Here is a 17,630-nt window from a genome sequence, read left to right on the forward strand (position 1 = left end):
CCAAGCAAGTCATAAAGCTATGTAAGAGACGTATTACACAAAGCTATATAGAAAAAAGTTTAAAAAACTTTATTTTGAATTACGAAAAAGAGGCCGCTGGATAAAATGGGGATCCCTCAGCCCATAGGGTTATTTATTAGAAAGAATCCAGCAACACCGCGGGCTAAATAAATAAAAGTTATTAATACGAGAGCTAGGCGGATGAATGGAAGTTTAAAAATAACACCTGCGGCTGAAAATGCATACAATGACCAAGTTGATAGAATCAGAACAATTATACTAGTAATAAGAGTTGGTTTAATACTTCCTTGCTCAGAAAGTAATGCCATTTGCTCTCCTGCACCGAAGAACCGATACCAAGAACCTCCAAAATAGATACAACCTAAATGCAAAGTTGCTACAACAGCACTTAATGTGCCTGCAATTATTAGAAAAACATTCATAGAGCGATAAAACCTCCGTGAGACATAAATAAACCTGTAAATTAGCTGGTTTATTTATCTTGATAAACAAACCATAGCCGTGTTTCTACCTGGGTACAATCGATTGTTGAATGTTTACGTGTAATATCAAAGTCCGCATTGGTGAATTTATGCAGTCTCACGTATTCCCTGAGGCCGCAATGCAAGTAAGAGATGTGTTTGTTACAACTGAGGAAGATGCAAAGCTTATGTTGGTGATACCGAATTAATTTGCATGAAATAACCAATAATAAAACCTAAAGGCAAAAAGAAAGACCTTACCTCTACTCTTACTACATTAGCTTCTATTTCCAAGACGGCTTAACCCGCAGCTAAATTAATCTATAAATTTAATTTTGACCTCTATAGCTTTTAGCTTTTTTCATCATACTTAAAGTAAAAATTAAACTTATTTACATTTATAGAACAGCTTTAGGGTAGTAAAACTTGTTCAAATAACAACTCATCTGACCACTTTTAAAGCAAACAAACCAAATATTTAAATATTTAATTGATTTACACTTAGGTGATTGTAAAATATCGCTTTTCTTAAGTTACCGACTTAAGAACAAGATAAATTTAAAAGGAAAATTTAGTGAAAAATAAGATAATATTAGCTTTTAGTTTTTTAGTTTTAGCTGGCTGTGCTTCCACTACCCCTACAAGAACAACAGAACAAGCCTACATGGTAATAGATGTTAAAGGCGATGCTACTATCAGAGATAATTTGTTAGATACTATTGTTGAAACTGCTCAAAGTAGTATGAGTAGTCTTTCAGTCAACCGAGGAATCCCACCTTCATTACTGCCAGAAACGGCTTCAAGATTTGAGCTAGTCAGCCCATTTGAAAATACACAATTAGGTGGGCTAGTAAGTGGATTCTCTGCTTTATCACAAGCCTCTGGTGGGGCAACTATGAAAATCCCACAGTGTAAAGACCCTCTACTTACAATGAAGTCAGATAAATCTGCAAGTGGTTGGAGTGAAAGAACGACATTTTTCATATGTGTTGTACAATATCAAAAAGGGTTTCAAGTTGATGTATACACGACCTTTGAACAACAAACTGGTGGCATATCTGTTAATGCACTAAGCCAAAGTTTAGTTCGCTCTATTGCAGGAGATACGAGTCAGAATATCCCTACTACGATGGTTAAAATAAAAGATTCATTAGCTAGCTTAAACGCAGAAGTAAAAGTTATTGATAGTTATATACCAAGTAAGTGGAAGGGTCTCTTCGCGGATGATACTAAGACACTCTCAGAGTAATAATAAATAAGTAAGTAATATTTATTATTAAAATCGGGGCTTTTGAAGAGCCCCTATTTTAACTTAAAGCTTCATATCACCCTCGACACGGAGGCTTAAAGTTATAATTTATAATTTTTAAACTCACTTCGAATAAGATTAAATTACTATATTTTACCTTTTGCTTCAAATCTTCATTAATTTAAAATTTATTCATCTACCAGAATTAATTTATATCACCAAATATATGTCGGAAATGAGTGCTCGAGCTCATGCGTAGAAATTGATTCAAATCCTTATCAGTCATTTTCCTTGGCGCTAAAGATAAAAATCTTTTACTTTATTAAAATTTCTTAGTACTAATACGAATCTTTACTTAACAAAAAAGCTGCTGTTCATTACAAACAGCGGCTTTTTAATTATAATTTACAAGCTTAAAGCTTGCTTAACTTAAACTAGATTTTTATTGTTTACCAATCACTTCAAGTCCACCCATGTATGGGCGTAATACTTCTGGCACAACTACTGAACCATCGGCTTGTTGGTAGTTTTCTAGGATGGCTACTAATGTACGGCCAACGGCTAAGCCTGAACCATTTAGTGTATGTAGTAACTCTGGCTTTTTAACACCTTCACGGCGAAAACGTGCTTGCATTCTACGCGCCTGAAAGTCAGCCATGTTTGAACATGATGAAATTTCGCGGTACGTGTCTTGCGCAGGTAACCATACTTCTAAATCGTATGTTTTAGCTGAACCAAAGCCCATGTCGCCCATACATAAAATTACTTTACGGTACGGAAGTTCAAGCGCTTGTAGTATTTGCTCTGCGTGACCTGTTAACTCTTCAAGCGTTGCCATTGAGTCTTCTGGTTTTACAAGTTGTACAAGTTCAACTTTATCAAACTGGTGTTGACGAATTAAGCCACGTGTATCGCGACCATAACTGCCTGCTTCACTTCTGAAACACGGAGTGTGGGCAACTAAGCGAATTGGTAAATCGCTTTCGTCGTAAATTTCGTCACGGGCGCTGTTTGTAAGTGGTACTTCAGCTGTAGGAATTAAGCTAAAGCCGGCTTGTTGTTCGCCGTCGTCATTTACAAGCCCTAATGTGTGGAATAAATCGCCTGCAAATTTAGGTAATTGGCTGGTGCCGTATAGGCTTGCGCTATTTACTAGGTACGGTACATACATTTCTGTGTAGCCGTTTTTATCAGCGTGTGTATCTAGCATAAATTGCGTTAGTGCACGGTGCATACGCGCTACTTGGCCGCGCATTACGGTAAAGCGTGCACCACTAATTTTAACGCCCATTTCAAAGTCTAAGCCGTTTAGGTCTTGGCCTACATCTACGTGGTCTTTAACTTCAAAATCAAACTTTTTAGGTGTGCCCCACGTTAAAATTTCAACGTTGTCGTCTTCGTCTTTACCTGCAGGTACTGACTCGTCCGGCAAGTTTGGAATTGCTAACGCAATGTCATTAATCGCGGCTAATACTTCATCTTGCTCTGTTTTAGCGGCGTCTAGCTCACTGCCTAAGTTAGCCACTGCATCAAGTAGAGGCTGTGCGTCTTCGCCTTTAGCTTTGGCTTGACCAATTGCTTTTGCGCTTGCATTACGTTGACTTTGAAGTTCTTGCGTTTTTACTTGTAATGTTTTGCGTTTTTCTTCAAGTGCCGTTACCGTCGCTACATCGAGTTCGTAACCGCGAGCCGCTAAACGTGCTGCAGTTTGTTCGATGTCTTGACGTAAAAATTTAGAATCTAACATGTTAGTTTTTTAACCTTTTTGCATTACTAGCTGAAGGCCCAGCCAAGCCATAAAAATACACACCATCACGTTTAAGATGATATTGAGGGCCATTTTAATAAAGTGACCTTGTTGTAATAACAACAACGAGTCCATTGAGAATGTTGAAAAGGTGGTTAATGCACCTAAAAAGCCAATACCGACAAGGGTTTTGGCGGGGCTTGCGGTGATAATTTCTTTATCTATCAAACCGTACAAAATGCCCATTAACAATGAACCCAGAATATTAACCGTCAACGTGCCAAAAGGGAATCCCCTACCGAGGAGTTTTAGCATGCTTTCGCTAATAAAAAACCGTAAACAGGCTCCTGAGGCGCCGCCAAGGGCGATCATCATATAAAGTTTAATCATTTTCGTACCGTTTAAGTGGGCTTTGCGCATCGCGCTCTTTTAGGTAATCGAGTTTTTGTTTAATTTTTTGCTCAAGGCCGCGTTCGCTCGGTAAGTAATATTCTTTGCCGTCCATTTCTGGTGGTAAATATTTTTCACCTGCGGCAAATGCACCTTCTTCGTTATGCGCATAGCGATACTCGGCGCCATACCCTAAGTCTTTCATTAAGTTGGTTGGCGCATTGCGTAAATGCTCTGGCACTGGGTAACTTGGCTCGTTTTTGGCATCAGCCTTTGCTTGGTTAAACGCCATATACACTGCATTACTTTTGGGTGCGCTGGCTAAATATAGAGTGGCTTGTGCAATGGCGCGCTCGCCCTCACTTGGACCGACACGTTGAAATATATCCCACGCATTTAAGGCTACTTCCATTGCACGCGGATCGGCGTTACCAATGTCTTCTGTTGCTATGGCTAGTAAACGCCTTGCAACATACAAAGGGTCGCCGCCACCGGCTAAAATTCGGCAATACCAATACAGAGCACCGTCGGGGGAGCTACCTCGTACTGATTTATGAAAGGCCGATATTAGATCGTAAAACTCATCTCCGCCTTTATCATATTTAGCTAAATGCGTTGGTAATACTTGGCTAAGTACGTGCTCATCTACGTTGTATTGACCGTTTTGCTCGGACGTTAAATCAACTGCTTGTTCAAGTAAATTAAGTACTTTACGCGCATCGCCGCCACTTGCTTGGCACAGTGCCTTTTTAGCGTTGTCGGCAATGGTGATGTGTTTTTGGCTTAGCTGCTCGTCTTGTTTAAGTGCCCGTTCTATTACGGTGTATAAGTCGGTATCGGCAAGCGATTTTAAAACATACACGCGTGCACGCGACAATATAGCGTTGTTAAGGGCAAACGATGGGTTTTCGGTGGTTGCACCTACAAATATAAAGGTGCCGTCTTCTATGTGCGGTAAAAAGGCATCTTGTTGGGATTTATTAAAGCGATGAACTTCGTCAACAAACATAAGGGTGCGTTGGCCACGGCTTTCTAGGTTGTCCCGCGCTTGCGTTACGCTGTCGCGTATATCTTTTACACCTGCAGTTACCGCCGACATTTGAATAAGTGAGGCATCAGCATGGTTGGCAATAATTTGCGCAAGTGTTGTTTTACCTACACCCGGCGGGCCCCATAAAATCAAACTATGGCATCGCCCCGCGACAATGGCTTGATGCAGTGGTTTATCACCGCTTAATAAGTGCTGCTGACCAATGTATTCATCAAGCGTTGTAGGGCGCATACGCGCAGCAAGTGGGCGTACATCGGGCCCAAAATTAAAACCTAAATTACTCACCGTTACTCTGATCGTCTATTTCAACACCTTCAGGAGGCGTAAATTCAAAAGTGCTTTGATCAAGCGGCGTATTAACTTGGGCATTGTTAAACGTAAATGACGATAGCTGCCCTGAGTTGTCGGTAACCACTAGTTTAGCAAGCCCTTGCTCGTTACCCGCAAATGCTATATCAAGTTGTTCTACTTGGCTTTCTACGCCTTTATTTGGCGTTACGCTAAAGCCTGTACTTGTTGCAAGTACGCTGTATTTTCCCCACTGTGCTGGGTCTTTTGATGTCAGTAGCACAAATGGTGTTGAGTCGATTAGGCTGCTGGTTTTCATAATCGTTACTTGCTCAGCAAAGCTGTCGAAGTAATAGGTTTTATCACCGTTTGATACAAATAACGTATCGTCTGGATTAGTTTGCTGCCAGCGAATCATCATAGGCTGTTGAAGCGCTATTGTGCCCTCGCCTTGCATAACTGCTTGGCCTTCTTTGTCTGTTACTTGTTGTGCAAACTGCGCTTTAAAGCTTTTTAAAGTGGCAAGTCTGTCTTGTAATGCTTGGCTGTCGTCAGCAAAGCTTGGTGCGGCAAGTACGCTGCCTAACACTAATAATAAGGCGTTAACTTTTTTCATGAATTTGCTCCATTAGGTACTAATACATCGCGAGCACCGTTATGACCTGGTGAACTCACGATACCCGATGTTTCCATTTGTTCTACTAAACGTGCTGCGCGGTTGTAGCCAACACGTAATTTACGTTGCACTGACGATACCGATACTTTGCCGGTTTCAATTACAAACGACACAGCTTCGTCGTATAAAGGATCAGATTCTTCATCTGCATTTTCGCTAGCTTCACCCGGTAATAAAATATCTTCAGTGGCATCGCCATTGAGTATTTCGTCAATGTAATTTGGTTTAGCACGTGCTTTCCAATCGTTTACTACGGCGTGTACTTCATGGTCGTCTACAAACGCGCCATGCACACGCTCTGGTACGCTAGTGCCTGGCGGCAAATAAAGCATGTCGCCCATACCTAGTAAGTTTTCTGCACCTTGTTGGTCAAGTATTGTCCGTGAATCTATTTTGCTCGATACCTGAAACGCCATACGTGTTGGAATATTAGCTTTAATTAAGCCGGTAATTACATCAACCGATGGGCGCTGCGTAGCAAGCACTAAGTGAATACCTGCCGCACGTGCCTTTTGGGCTATACGTGCAATAAGTTCTTCTACTTTTTTACCTACAATCATCATCATGTCGGCAAATTCGTCAATAACCACTACTATACTTGGTAGTTTATCTAGCTCGTTTGGGCCTTCTTTCATGCCGTCGGTGTCTTTAAATAACGGGTCAAGAATTGGGTAACCCGCCTCTTTGGCTTCCATTACTTTTTGGTTATAACCTTTTAGGTTACGTACACCTAATGCTGACATTAATTTATAACGACGTTCCATTTCGCCTACACACCAACGCAGTGCATTAGCGGCTTCTTTCATGTCGGTAACTACTTCACACAATAAATGCGGAATGCCTTCATATACTGAAAGCTCAAGCATTTTAGGGTCAATCATGATCATACGTACATCGTCAGGACCCGATTTGTAAAGCAAGCTTACTATCATGACATTAACGCCCACTGATTTACCTGAACCGGTTGTACCGGCTACCAATAAATGTGGCATTTTACCCAAATCAGCACATACCGGCTGACCGGCTATATCTTTACCAAGCACCATGGTAAGTGGCGACGGATTTTGCTCAAATTTAGGGGCGTTTATAACTTCTGACAAACGAACTATTTCACGGTGTTTATTTGGAAGCTCAATACCAACATAGGTTTTACCTGGAATAACTTCTACAACACGTACACTAATTGCCGAAAGCGAACGGGCTAAATCTTTAGCTAAGCCTGTAATTTTAGACACTTTAATACCTGGCGCTAAATCTAGCTCAAAACGTGTAACAACGGGGCCTGGGTATACCGCTACTACAGTCGCCTGTACATTAAAGTCGAGTAATTTTGTTTCTACTAGGCGCGATACGCTATCAAGCTCTTCTTGCGAAATTGGGTTTTTAGCTTTGTCTGGTCTGTCGAGTAAATCAAGCGATGGTAATGGCCCCGGTGGTGGCTCTTGTGTTAATAATTGCTCAAATTTTTCTTTTGCCGTTGGTGGTGGTTGATATTGCGCTTTTGGTTTAGGCATTGGTCTTGCTGGCGATACCACCGTTGTAACTGGTTTTTCTAGTTCTACAACTGGGCTTTGATCAAGCGCATTTAATGCAGCAGCCGTGTCCATTGGTTCGTCATCTATTGCGCTAAAACCAATTTCTTGATCGAGTATATCGTCAAGTTCATCAAACGGCATAAAGTCATCACTAACTTGTGGTTCACTAAACGGTGTTTGAGGTTTATCTATCGCTTTTTGTTTATCTGCTTTTTTAGCTGATGTAGGCAGTTCTATTTGCTCTTTTATATCGTCTTCAAAATGGGCGTCTACTTCATCGTTATTATTTACTTTACCAGCAGCGTGTTCTCGGTGCATCCAGCCTTTTGCATACGACACAACATAGCGGTAAAGCCTAACCATTAAATCGCCAAGGTAATCAACAAAATCAACCCACGACACTCCCGTCAATAAGGTAAGCCCTGCAAAAAAGAAACACAGCAATAATATAGATGTACCGGTAAAGTTAAACGCAGGCATCATGGCTGATGCAATAACATCGCCCACTACCCCACCCGATGAAAAGTTATAAATATCGTCGAAATTAATACTACTAATAGCGGTAGCTGAGGTAATAAATAAAGCAAAACCAATAACACGCAGCGCTAAGGTGGTGTAATCAAGCTGTAAAATGCGATGAGGTTGTTTAAATAGCAAGTAGCCAAATAGCTGAATGGCCGCAGGCACTAAGTAAGCCAACCAACCAAAGGTGAGTAATAAAATGTCGGCTATCCATGCACCGGCAGCTCCTGTGATGTTGCTTACTTCGCTAAAACTAGTTTGCGACCATGCAGCATCTGCTGGATCAAAGCTGATCAAGGCACATAAAATAAATATTGCCGTAAAGGTACTGATAATCAGCCCTGTTTCTAATAGTCTTTGCACACCGTTTAGGCGCATAGTTCCCTATTCCTCTTTATTATTCTATTTTTATTCACACTTACTTAGCAGTGAAATACCTTAGCAGGAAATGCAATTTGTTGCACTTTATCTTAACCTTGATGGCCTGATTATGAACAAGTTTTTATAATTTGAGCTTATATAAGCAAATGACGCAGTTAATATAAATAACCTCAAGTAATATAAGGACGAATAATTACGCCTTCTTCACCTTTTACTTCTTCCATTACTACATAAGTTCGGCTTTCACTTACATTTGGCAGTTTCAATAGTATGTCGCCTAATACGCCACGGTATTCTGACATATCATTTACGCGCGTTTTAAGTAAAAAATCAAAATTACCCGATACTAAATGACATTCAATAATTTCTTCGTGCTTTTTAACCGCAGCACTAAACTCATCAAATACGTCGGGAGATGTTTTAGTAATCGTTACTTCTACGTAAACAGATAAACCTTGCCCAAGCTTAGCGGGATCGACCACCGCTTTATAGCCAAGTATATAACCTTCTCGTTCTAGCTTTTTTACTCGCTCCAAGCAGGGCGTGGCGCTTAGGCCAACTCGTCTGGCCAGTTCTACGTTCGACAAGCGTCCATCGTGTTGTAATTCCATTAAAATTTTACGGTCAATTCTATCTAATAATTGATGCATAGTACCAACTAGTTTTTTATGCTGTTTATTTTTATTATCTAGATGATAACACTAGATTTGAGTTTAAAAAAGGTGAGACACACGGGCTTATGATGAATATAATAGTGGAAAATGTTAATCCGTTCTTAATAAGGCAAATGATATGATTATTGGTGTTCCTAAAGAAATTAAAAACCATGAATACCGTGTAGGTATGGTTCCTGCAAGTGTTCGTGAATTAGTAAACCACGGTCACCAAGTGATTGTAGAAACTGATGCAGGCATGGGCATTGGTTTTACTAACGAAGATTACACACAAGCGGGTGCTGAAATTTTAGTAACTGCTGCTGATGTTTTCGCTAAAGCAGACATGATTGTAAAAGTAAAAGAGCCGCAAGCTGTTGAACGTGCAATGCTACGTGAAGACCAAATTCTTTTCACTTACTTACACCTTGCACCTGATCTTCCACAAACTGAAGACCTTGTAAAAAGCAAAGCTATTTGTATTGCATACGAAACTGTAACTGACTCACGCGGTGGTTTACCGCTTCTTGCTCCTATGAGCGAAGTTGCTGGTCGTATGTCTATTCAAGCTGGTGCACAAGCGCTAGAAAAATCTAACCACGGTCGTGGCATGCTACTAGGTGGCGTACCAGGCGTTGAAGCTGCTAAAGTTGTTGTAATTGGCGGCGGCATGGTTGGTCGTAGCGCAGCGCAAATGGCTGTTGGCCTTGGTGCTGAAGTTGTCGTTCTTGATCGTAACATCGACGTATTACGTGCACTAGACGCGCAATTTGGTAATAAAGTTAAAGCTATTTACTCAACTGCTGATGCATTAGAAAAACACGTACTAGAAGCTGATTTAGTAATCGGTGGTGTACTGATCCCTGGTGCAGCTGCACCTAAACTAGTAACTGCTGAGCACATTAAAGCAATGAAACCTGGTTCTGCAATTGTTGACGTTGCAATCGACCAAGGTGGCTGTATTGCTACTTCTAAAGCAACTACGCATGCTGATCCAACTTTCATCGTTGATGAAGTTGTTCACTACTGTGTTGCTAACATGCCAGGTGCTGTTCCACGCACATCTACGTTTGCACTTAACAATGCAACATTGCCTTTCATCATTAACCTTGCAAACAAAGGTTATAAAAAGGCGCTACTAGATGACGCTCACTTCTTAAAAGGCTTAAACGTAATTAAAGGCCAAGTAACTTACAAAGAAGTAGCTGAAGCGTTCAACATGGAATATGTTGACCCACGCACAGCGGTAGAAAACGCTTAATTTAGCGTTTTGTAGTTAAGTTGGTATTGAGTAATGTAGCAACCTAACTACAACCCATAAAAAAAGCAGCTAATTAGCTGCTTTTTTTGTATTTAAATTTCAGATTTATATAAACTTATTTAGATAAAACGCTTAATTATAAAATCTACTTTTACGCGCTTAGCTTGGCCTAGTAGTTTTTTAACTGGCTGCGGGTAATCATCCATTGTTTCTAAATCATCTGGGCCTGTTAAACGGCGGCAGTGTTGTAAAATTTCCTGCTTTTCGTTATCAATAGCATCCATAATTGTTTGCTCTGGATCTTCTATTAAAATACCGTTTTCGATATCAAGACCCCATGCACGCGGATTTAAGTTATGCCCGCTCAGTAAATGTTTTGTTCTATCTGAGCAAATACCTTTTAAATGAAACGAATTACTTTCATCTTTCCACAGATACACATTTAAATTACCGTTATCGATATGGCGTTTTTGCGTTTTTACAAACTTATGCAAAATAGTTTCGTATAAATAAGGCAACGCACCTATTTTACTAAACGGCTCGCTTGGCGGTAAATAAAAGTCATTTGCTGTTTTATCGCCTACAACAATAGTCACTTGCTTGCCTTGCTTTAATAATCGGCGCAGTGATCGCATAAGTGGCGCCGGAAAATTAAAGTATGGCGTATACAACACAAGCTCTTGCTCTGTGGTATCAAATAACGCTTTTATTAAACGATTTAATTCGTTATTACGACGACCAAGCCCTAAAAACAAACGAATACCTAATGCTTGCGTATTTAGTTGCTCTGCTGCGTTGTAACTTGCGACTTTTAAGTCACGCATTAATTGCTTTTGATCAAGTTTGAAGTCGTGTAAACGCTTAAGCGGTCGTGTGTCTATGCGTGGCACAGCAACGGAGCTAATTAGCTTTGTCTCAATAAAATCAACCACTGAGTCACAAAGCTCGCTCTGCGTTATTAAAAAGTAACGATCGAGTCTGTAACGCTCGTTATATTGCAAATACACGTTGTTTAAGCTTGCGCCGCTGTAAAGTAAGGTATCGTCAATGACAAAACCCTTTAAATGTAATACGCCAAATAATTCTTTAGCTTTTACAGGTACGCCATAAACTTGCACGTTCGATTTAAACTTTTCTAAATCGTCACAATATAAACTTGCGTTACCATCAGATTTCTCTGCACCAATTAAACCACGTTGCGCACGATGAAAATCCACCAGCACTTTTACATCAAGCGCAGGGTTCTCTAATGATACACGATGCAAGGCTTCTAAAATCTCGCGACCTGCTTCGTCATCCTGTAAATAAAGCGCTGTGATATAAATTCGTTTTTTTGCATTAGCTATCAAACGTAGCAATTGCGTTCGGTAATCTTGCGCATTGGTTAAGACGTTAACGTCTTTTGAAGTCAACCCGAATGCGGGTTTTTCCTGCCAAAATAACATAGTTGCCTATTCGCTTAGGTCACATAATCTATCAGTGACAAATAAAATTAGGTAAAACATAACAAAAAAAATCAAAGGGGTCATGAATTAACGCTGTTTTGTTGCCTGTTAGTCTATTTATTGAGCTACTTAGGTGTTTTAACTGTAAAAGTACTGAGCTCTAGTACACAATACTGCACAGCTTTTCGATTTGCGAAAAAAAATAATCGCGGATTTTGTTTACATCCGCCTTGATTTTCTTAGAATCGAGCGCATTAAAGACCGTATTAAACGTTTAGGAAAAAATAATGACTGAAGCAAAACATTGTAAGCTACTAATTTTAGGCTCTGGCCCAGCTGGTTATACTGCCGCAGTATATGCAGCACGTGCAAATTTAAACCCTGTTTTAATTACAGGCATTCAACAAGGTGGCCAATTAACAACCACGACTGAAGTTGAAAACTGGCCTGGTGATGCACACGGCTTAACGGGCCCTGCATTAATGGATCGTATGAAAGAGCACGCTGAGCGCTTTGAAACTGAAATCATATTCGATCACATCAATAAAGTAGATGTATCTAAGCGCCCTTTCACACTAACTGGCGACCAAGGTACTTACACATGTGATGCGTTAATCATTGCAACAGGTGCTTCTGCTAAATACTTAGGCTTAGAGTCTGAAACTAATTTCCAAGGCCGTGGCGTTTCAGCCTGTGCTACATGTGATGGCTTTTTCTATAAAGGTCAGAAAGTAGCGGTTGTTGGTGGTGGTAATACAGCGGTTGAAGAAGCGCTATACTTATCTAACATTGCTGACGAAGTACATGTTATTCACCGCCGTGATAGTTTCCGTAGTGAAAAAATACTTGCAGACCGCCTTGCTGAAAAAGCAGCTAACGGTAACGTTGTTTTACATTACAACCGCACGCTTGACGAAGTATTAGGCGACCAAATGGGCGTAACTGGCATTCGTATTAAAGATGCACACTCTGATGCAACACAAGAGCTAGATTTAGCCGGTGTATTTATTGCTATTGGTCATAAGCCAAATACAGATATGTTTGTTGGTCAACTAGAAATGAAAGATGGCTACTTAGTTGTAGAGTCTGGATTGAATGGTAACGCAACTCAAACAAGTGTAGAGGGCGTTTTTGCTGCAGGTGATGTGTCTGACCACATTTACCGTCAAGCAATCACATCAGCGGGTACAGGCTGTATGGCTGCCCTTGATGCAGAACGTTTCTTAGATAATTTATAAGCAATTAAATAAATTATAATAGGGCTGATTATTCAGCCCTTTTTTTATGTCTAAAATATAGTTACACTTTTACGATCAATTATAAAATAAGTACTGTATGAGAAATCAGCTATACCAATTAAGTGAAACCGATATAGCATTCCCCAATCCGGAATACGCATTAGAATCCCCTGATGGCTTGTTAGCAATTGGCGGAGATTTAAGTTTACCTCGCCTAAGTAATGCCTACAAAAGCGGAATATTCCCTTGGTTTAGCGAAGATGAGCCTATTATGTGGTGGTCACCGAGCGAACGCGGGATTTTTGAACTGGATGATTTTCATATAAGTAAGAGCCTGCGTAAACATTTAAAAAAGCACCCTGTAAAAGTAACCATTAATAATGCCTTTGAGGAGGTAATAGAAGCTTGTCGCGATCAACGCCTTGATACCGATGGCACTTGGATCACCTCTGACATGCTCAACGCTTACGTTAATGCACATAATGCTGGCATTGCCCATAGCTTAGAAGTGTGGAGCAACGGAGAGCTTGCAGGTGGCTTATACGGTATTATGCAAAATGGTGTTTTTTGTGGTGAATCAATGTTTCATCATCAAACCAATTGCTCAAAGCTTGCTATGTGGGCACTGGTAAATTGGCTTAAACGTCATAATGCGCATTTTATTGATTGCCAGTTAGAAAACCCTTATTTAATGACTTTAGGTGCACAAGTAATCCCCCGCTCAACATTTTTGACTAAACTAAAAGCTGCACATAACTATATTATTAATCCTATTATGTGGGAGCCACAAGAACTTGACGCAATCTATGAATGAGCAACTTCCTGCACGTGTTGGTTTAACCCAAGAGTTTGACTGTAGTTATCTACCCAACAGACAAGAGCAACTTTTAGTTATTCTAGATCCTAGTTGCTATAGCACAGACAAATTTGAGTCATTATTAGGCTTAGGGTTTCGTCGCAGTGGTAACCAAATATACCGTCCACACTGCCCAATATGCAGTGCATGTAATTCTGTACGTGTATTAGCACAAGACTTTATCCCTTCAAAATCGCAAAAACGTAAACTAAACAAAGCAAAAAACCAGTTTGAAGTGAAATACTCGACGCAAGAACGCCCTGAGTATTATCCGCTTTATAGTAAATACATAACGATGCGCCATCAGGATGGAAGTATGTATCCTCCTGAAAAAGAACAGTTTCAAAGCTTTTTACTTTGCAGTTGGCTCAAAATCACATTTATTGAACTATGGCACCAAGATACTTTAGCCGCAGTTGCCGTAACTGATTGTATGAACAGCTCTATTTCTGCAATTTATACTTTTTTTGACCCCGACTTTGAACACTATAGTTTAGGCTCTGTGATGATATTAGAGCAGCTTAAATTTGCAAAAGAGCAAAATAAGCAATACGTGTACTTAGGCTATCAAATTGATGAATGCGATAAAATGAAGTACAAAACTCAGTTTTTACCAGCTCAAAAACAGCTCAATGATGAGTGGGTGGCTATTTAATTTGCAAATATAGCCCCTGCGCCTTTACTTATTGGTGTATTTTGGGCAAAATCTGCAGCGTTTAACTATTAAAGAGGTGTTACGCTAAACATGGCGAAAGAAGACGTAATCGAAATGCAAGGGACAGTCCTTGATACTTTACCAAATACAATGTTCCGAGTTGAGCTAGAAAATGGTCACGTAGTTGTGGCTCACATTTCAGGCAAAATGCGCAAAAACTATATCCGTATTTTAACCGGCGATAAAGTAACGGTAGAAATGACTCCTTACGATTTATCAAAGGGTCGTATCGTATTCCGTGCTCGCTAAGTAAGTGCGTAAACGAGATTTAGTTTTTGGCTAGTGTTTTACTAGCTTTAAGCGTTTATTAAATGTAATTGATAGACATTGACTAGCAATTACATTTAATAAACAAAAAACCCAGTTTTTACTGGGTTTTTTGTTGCCTATAAAAATGGCAAAAAAATGGCCCACTATTATTTAGCGGGCCATTTTTATTTAGCTTAGTTGTGTAATTAACGTTTTACGCTGGCGTTAAATTGCTCTCGTAATCAAAGCGGATCTTCTTGTCTTTAACCGATACTTTAACTGTACCGCCATCAACAAGTTCACCAAACAGTATTTCATTAGCTAATTGCTTTTTAAGCTCTTCTTGAATAACACGTGCCATTGGTCGTGCACCCATAGCCTTGTCATAACCTTTATCTGCGAGCCATTCACGCGCTTTAGGCGTAAGCTCAAGATTAACCGATTTTTTATCAAGCTGAGCTTGCAGTTCCACAATAAACTTATCAACCACCAGTAAAATAACTTCACGTTCAAGGTGGTTAAACCAAATAATGTTATCTAAACGGTTTCTAAATTCTGGCGAGAAAACTTTATTAATTTCGCCCATTGCATCGTGCGTGTGATCTTGCTCTGTAAAACCAATCGACTTACGCGTAGTTTCTTGTACGCCCGCATTGGTAGTCATTACAACCACTACATTTCTAAAGTCAGCTTTACGACCGTTATTATCAGTTAACGTACCGTGATCCATTACTTGTAGTAAAATGTTGTAAATGTCTGGATGCGCTTTTTCAATCTCATCTAGTAGTACAACTGCATGTGGGTTTTTAATCACAGCTTCTGTTAATAACCCGCCTTGCTCAAAACCAACATATCCTGGTGGAGCACCAATTAGTCTGCTTATTGCGTGGCGCTCTACATATTCAGACATATCAAAACGAATAAACTCAACACCCATACATTTAGCAAGTTGCTTAGTTACTTCTGTTTTACCAACACCTGTTGGGCCTGCAAACAAGAACGAACCCACTGGTTTTTCTTCGCTTGATAAACCTGAGCGAGATAAGCGAATAGCCGATGTTAGCGCATCAATAGATTGATCTTGTCCAAACACAAGCATTTTAAGATTACGGTCTAGATTTTTAAGCGTCTCTTTATCTGTTGAAGACACATTTTGTGGTGGAATACGTGCCATCTTCGATATTATTAGCTCTATATCAGCCACACCAATGGTTTTTTTACGTTTAGAACTAGGCTGTAAACGTTGGTTAGCGCCCGCTTCATCAATTACATCAATTGCTTTATCTGGCAAGTGGCGCTCATTAATGTATTTAGCACTAAGTTCAGCAGCTGCTTTTAATGCTTTTTGAGTGTAGCGAATACCATGGTGCTCTTCGTAACGCTCTTTTAACCCATTTAAAATTTTAGTGGTATCGGCAACACTTGGTTCAAGTACATCAATTTTTTGAAAACGGCGTACTAATGCACGGTCTTTCTCAAAAATATTTTTATACTCATTGTAAGTGGTTGAGCCCATACAACGTAACTTACCACTTGAAAGAAGTGGTTTAAGTAAGTTTGATGCGTCCATAACACCACCAGACGCTGCGCCAGCACCTATTATGGTATGTATTTCATCAATAAATAAAATAGACCCAGGTTGTGCTTGTAGCTCTTTTAATAAACTTTTGAAGCGCTTTTCAAAATCGCCACGGTATTTAGTACCTGCAAGCAATGCCCCCATATCTAGTGAGTACACAACTGCATCTGCAATTACTTCTGGTACTTGCTCGTTCACAATACGGTACGCTAAACCTTCAGCAATGGCGGTTTTACCAACGCCCGCTTCACCAACAAGTAATGGGTTATTCTTTTTACGACGACACAATACTTGTACCGTGCGCTCTACTTCGTTGTCGCGCCCAATCAGTGGGTCAATATTACCTTCACGAGCCTGAGCGTTTAAGTTAGTTGTAAAGCTGTCTAGCTTACTTGCTTCTTCGTTTTGAACTTCTTGCACTTCTTCATGTATATCATCGCTGTCGTCGCCTAGTTCATCATCAGCTTTTGAAATACCGTGCGAAATAAAGTTAACTATATCTAAGCGCGATACATCATGCTTTTTGAGTAAATAAACAGCTTGGCTCTCTTGCTCAGAAAAAATAGCGACCAGTACATTGACACCCGTCACTTCGTTTTTTCCTGACGATTGCACATGAAAAACAGCACGTTGTAATACACGCTGAAAACCAAGCGTTGGCTGAGTTTCACGCTCTTCTTCTAAATCTGGGATGACGGGTGTTGTTTCGTCAATAAATTCTAATAATTCGGTTTTTAAGCCTGAAAGATTAACACCACACGCGTTTAAGGCTTCTCCTGCAGAAGGATTATCTAATAGCGCAAGTAAAAGGTGCTCTACGGTCATAAACTCATGACGGCGAGTGCGCGCTTCACGAAACGCGGCATTTAAAGTGAGTTCTAAGTCTTTGTTTAGCATTGGCAACCCCTTACTGAGATAATAATTTATACCACAACAATCGGATGTTTGATCACCCTAATTGGTATTTATACCAATTGTATTAAATTGGTATTATTCCTGCTCACAACTACAAAGCAGTGGATGCTCGTTATCCCGTGAGTAACGGTTAACTTGTTCAACTTTGGTGTAGGCAACATCGGCGCTGTAAACACCGCAAATACCCTTACCTTTTTCATGAACCTGAAGCATCACATCGGTTGCTCTATCGCTATCCATATTAAAAAACGTCGTTAAAACTTCAATTACGAAGTCCATCGGCGTGTAGTCGTCGTTATTTAAAACAACTTTATATTTTCGCGGCGGCTGTAGCTTTTGCTTTTCACTGTCGCGAACAGTGTCGATAACACCTGAATCTTTCATACCACTCATAATTA

Annotated in this window: 16 protein-coding genes; 6 read left to right on the top strand and 10 right to left on the bottom strand. The window is 40.1% G+C overall.

Features of this window, described 5'->3' with window-relative positions:
* Positions 1-116: 116 nt before the first annotated feature.
* Positions 117-443: a hypothetical protein gene (locus H5087_RS11725; protein ID WP_182672145.1), complete on the bottom strand. Its 327-nt coding sequence runs from the start codon at positions 441-443 to the stop codon at positions 117-119.
* 613 nt (positions 444-1,056) lie between these two features.
* On the opposite strand from H5087_RS11725, the gene H5087_RS11730 reads away from it, so the two are divergent.
* Entirely contained in the window at positions 1,057-1,731 is a 675-nt protein-coding gene (locus H5087_RS11730; RefSeq protein ID WP_182672146.1) for a hypothetical protein, read from the top strand.
* 442 nt (positions 1,732-2,173) lie between these two features.
* Here the strand turns inward: H5087_RS11730 and serS are convergent, their stop codons facing one another.
* From serS to lrp, 6 genes are all read right to left on the bottom strand, one after another.
* Positions 2,174-3,478, bottom strand: a complete 1,305-nt coding sequence (gene serS / locus H5087_RS11735; RefSeq protein WP_008133608.1) for a serine--tRNA ligase — start codon at positions 3,476-3,478, stop codon at positions 2,174-2,176.
* A gap of 9 nt (positions 3,479-3,487) precedes the next feature.
* Positions 3,488-3,868 carry a fluoride efflux transporter CrcB gene (crcB, locus tag H5087_RS11740; RefSeq protein WP_182672147.1) on the bottom strand — a complete coding sequence of 127 codons (381 nt, stop codon included), beginning with the start codon at positions 3,866-3,868 and terminating at the stop codon, positions 3,488-3,490.
* A complete protein-coding gene (locus tag H5087_RS11745; protein ID WP_182672148.1) occupies positions 3,861-5,204 on the bottom strand; it encodes a replication-associated recombination protein A in 1,344 nt (447 codons plus the stop codon). The genes crcB and H5087_RS11745 overlap by 8 nt, the downstream gene beginning before the upstream one ends.
* The gene (gene lolA, locus H5087_RS11750; protein ID WP_182672149.1) at positions 5,197-5,823 is read right to left on the bottom strand and encodes an outer membrane lipoprotein chaperone LolA; all 627 of its coding nucleotides are present in this window, start codon (positions 5,821-5,823) and stop codon (positions 5,197-5,199) included. The genes H5087_RS11745 and lolA overlap by 8 nt, the downstream gene beginning before the upstream one ends.
* Positions 5,820-8,318, bottom strand: coding sequence for a DNA translocase FtsK (locus H5087_RS11755; RefSeq protein WP_182672150.1), 2,499 nt, complete (start codon positions 8,316-8,318; stop codon positions 5,820-5,822). The genes lolA and H5087_RS11755 overlap by 4 nt, the downstream gene beginning before the upstream one ends.
* Before the next feature lie 173 nt (positions 8,319-8,491).
* Entirely contained in the window at positions 8,492-8,971 is a 480-nt protein-coding gene (lrp, locus tag H5087_RS11760; protein WP_007582985.1) for a leucine-responsive transcriptional regulator Lrp, read from the bottom strand.
* A 142-nt stretch (positions 8,972-9,113) separates the two neighbouring features.
* On the opposite strand from lrp, the gene ald reads away from it, so the two are divergent.
* The gene (gene ald / locus H5087_RS11765) at positions 9,114-10,235 is read left to right on the top strand and encodes an alanine dehydrogenase (RefSeq protein WP_182672151.1); all 1,122 of its coding nucleotides are present in this window, start codon (positions 9,114-9,116) and stop codon (positions 10,233-10,235) included.
* 119 nt (positions 10,236-10,354) lie between these two features.
* On the opposite strand, the gene pssA is transcribed toward ald, so the two are convergent.
* Positions 10,355-11,680, bottom strand: coding sequence for a CDP-diacylglycerol--serine O-phosphatidyltransferase (gene pssA / locus H5087_RS11770; RefSeq protein ID WP_002962483.1), 1,326 nt, complete (start codon positions 11,678-11,680; stop codon positions 10,355-10,357).
* A 287-nt stretch (positions 11,681-11,967) separates the two neighbouring features.
* Between pssA and trxB the strand changes: the two genes are divergently transcribed.
* From trxB to infA, 4 genes are all read left to right on the top strand, one after another.
* Positions 11,968-12,918, top strand: a complete 951-nt coding sequence (trxB, locus tag H5087_RS11775; protein ID WP_002962484.1) for a thioredoxin-disulfide reductase — start codon at positions 11,968-11,970, stop codon at positions 12,916-12,918.
* Between the two features lie 97 nt (positions 12,919-13,015).
* Positions 13,016-13,732: a leucyl/phenylalanyl-tRNA--protein transferase gene (aat, locus tag H5087_RS11780; RefSeq protein WP_024595507.1), complete on the top strand. Its 717-nt coding sequence runs from the start codon at positions 13,016-13,018 to the stop codon at positions 13,730-13,732.
* Complete coding sequence (locus H5087_RS11785; protein WP_024606094.1) at positions 13,725-14,429, top strand: arginyltransferase; 705 nt, start codon at positions 13,725-13,727, stop codon at positions 14,427-14,429. The genes aat and H5087_RS11785 overlap by 8 nt, the downstream gene beginning before the upstream one ends.
* Before the next feature lie 90 nt (positions 14,430-14,519).
* Positions 14,520-14,738, top strand: a complete 219-nt coding sequence (gene infA, locus H5087_RS11790) for a translation initiation factor IF-1 (protein WP_002962494.1) — start codon at positions 14,520-14,522, stop codon at positions 14,736-14,738.
* A 214-nt stretch (positions 14,739-14,952) separates the two neighbouring features.
* Here infA and clpA read toward each other — a convergent pair whose 3' ends face one another.
* A complete protein-coding gene (clpA, locus tag H5087_RS11795) occupies positions 14,953-17,214 on the bottom strand; it encodes an ATP-dependent Clp protease ATP-binding subunit ClpA (RefSeq protein ID WP_182672152.1) in 2,262 nt (753 codons plus the stop codon).
* A gap of 93 nt (positions 17,215-17,307) precedes the next feature.
* Complete coding sequence (gene clpS / locus H5087_RS11800; RefSeq protein ID WP_021032429.1) at positions 17,308-17,616, bottom strand: ATP-dependent Clp protease adapter ClpS; 309 nt, start codon at positions 17,614-17,616, stop codon at positions 17,308-17,310.
* Positions 17,617-17,630: the final 14 nt, after the last annotated feature.

This window comes from Pseudoalteromonas sp. SR43-7 (genome assembly GCF_014163785.1).
Lineage (GTDB): Bacteria > Pseudomonadota > Gammaproteobacteria > Enterobacterales > Alteromonadaceae > Pseudoalteromonas > Pseudoalteromonas distincta.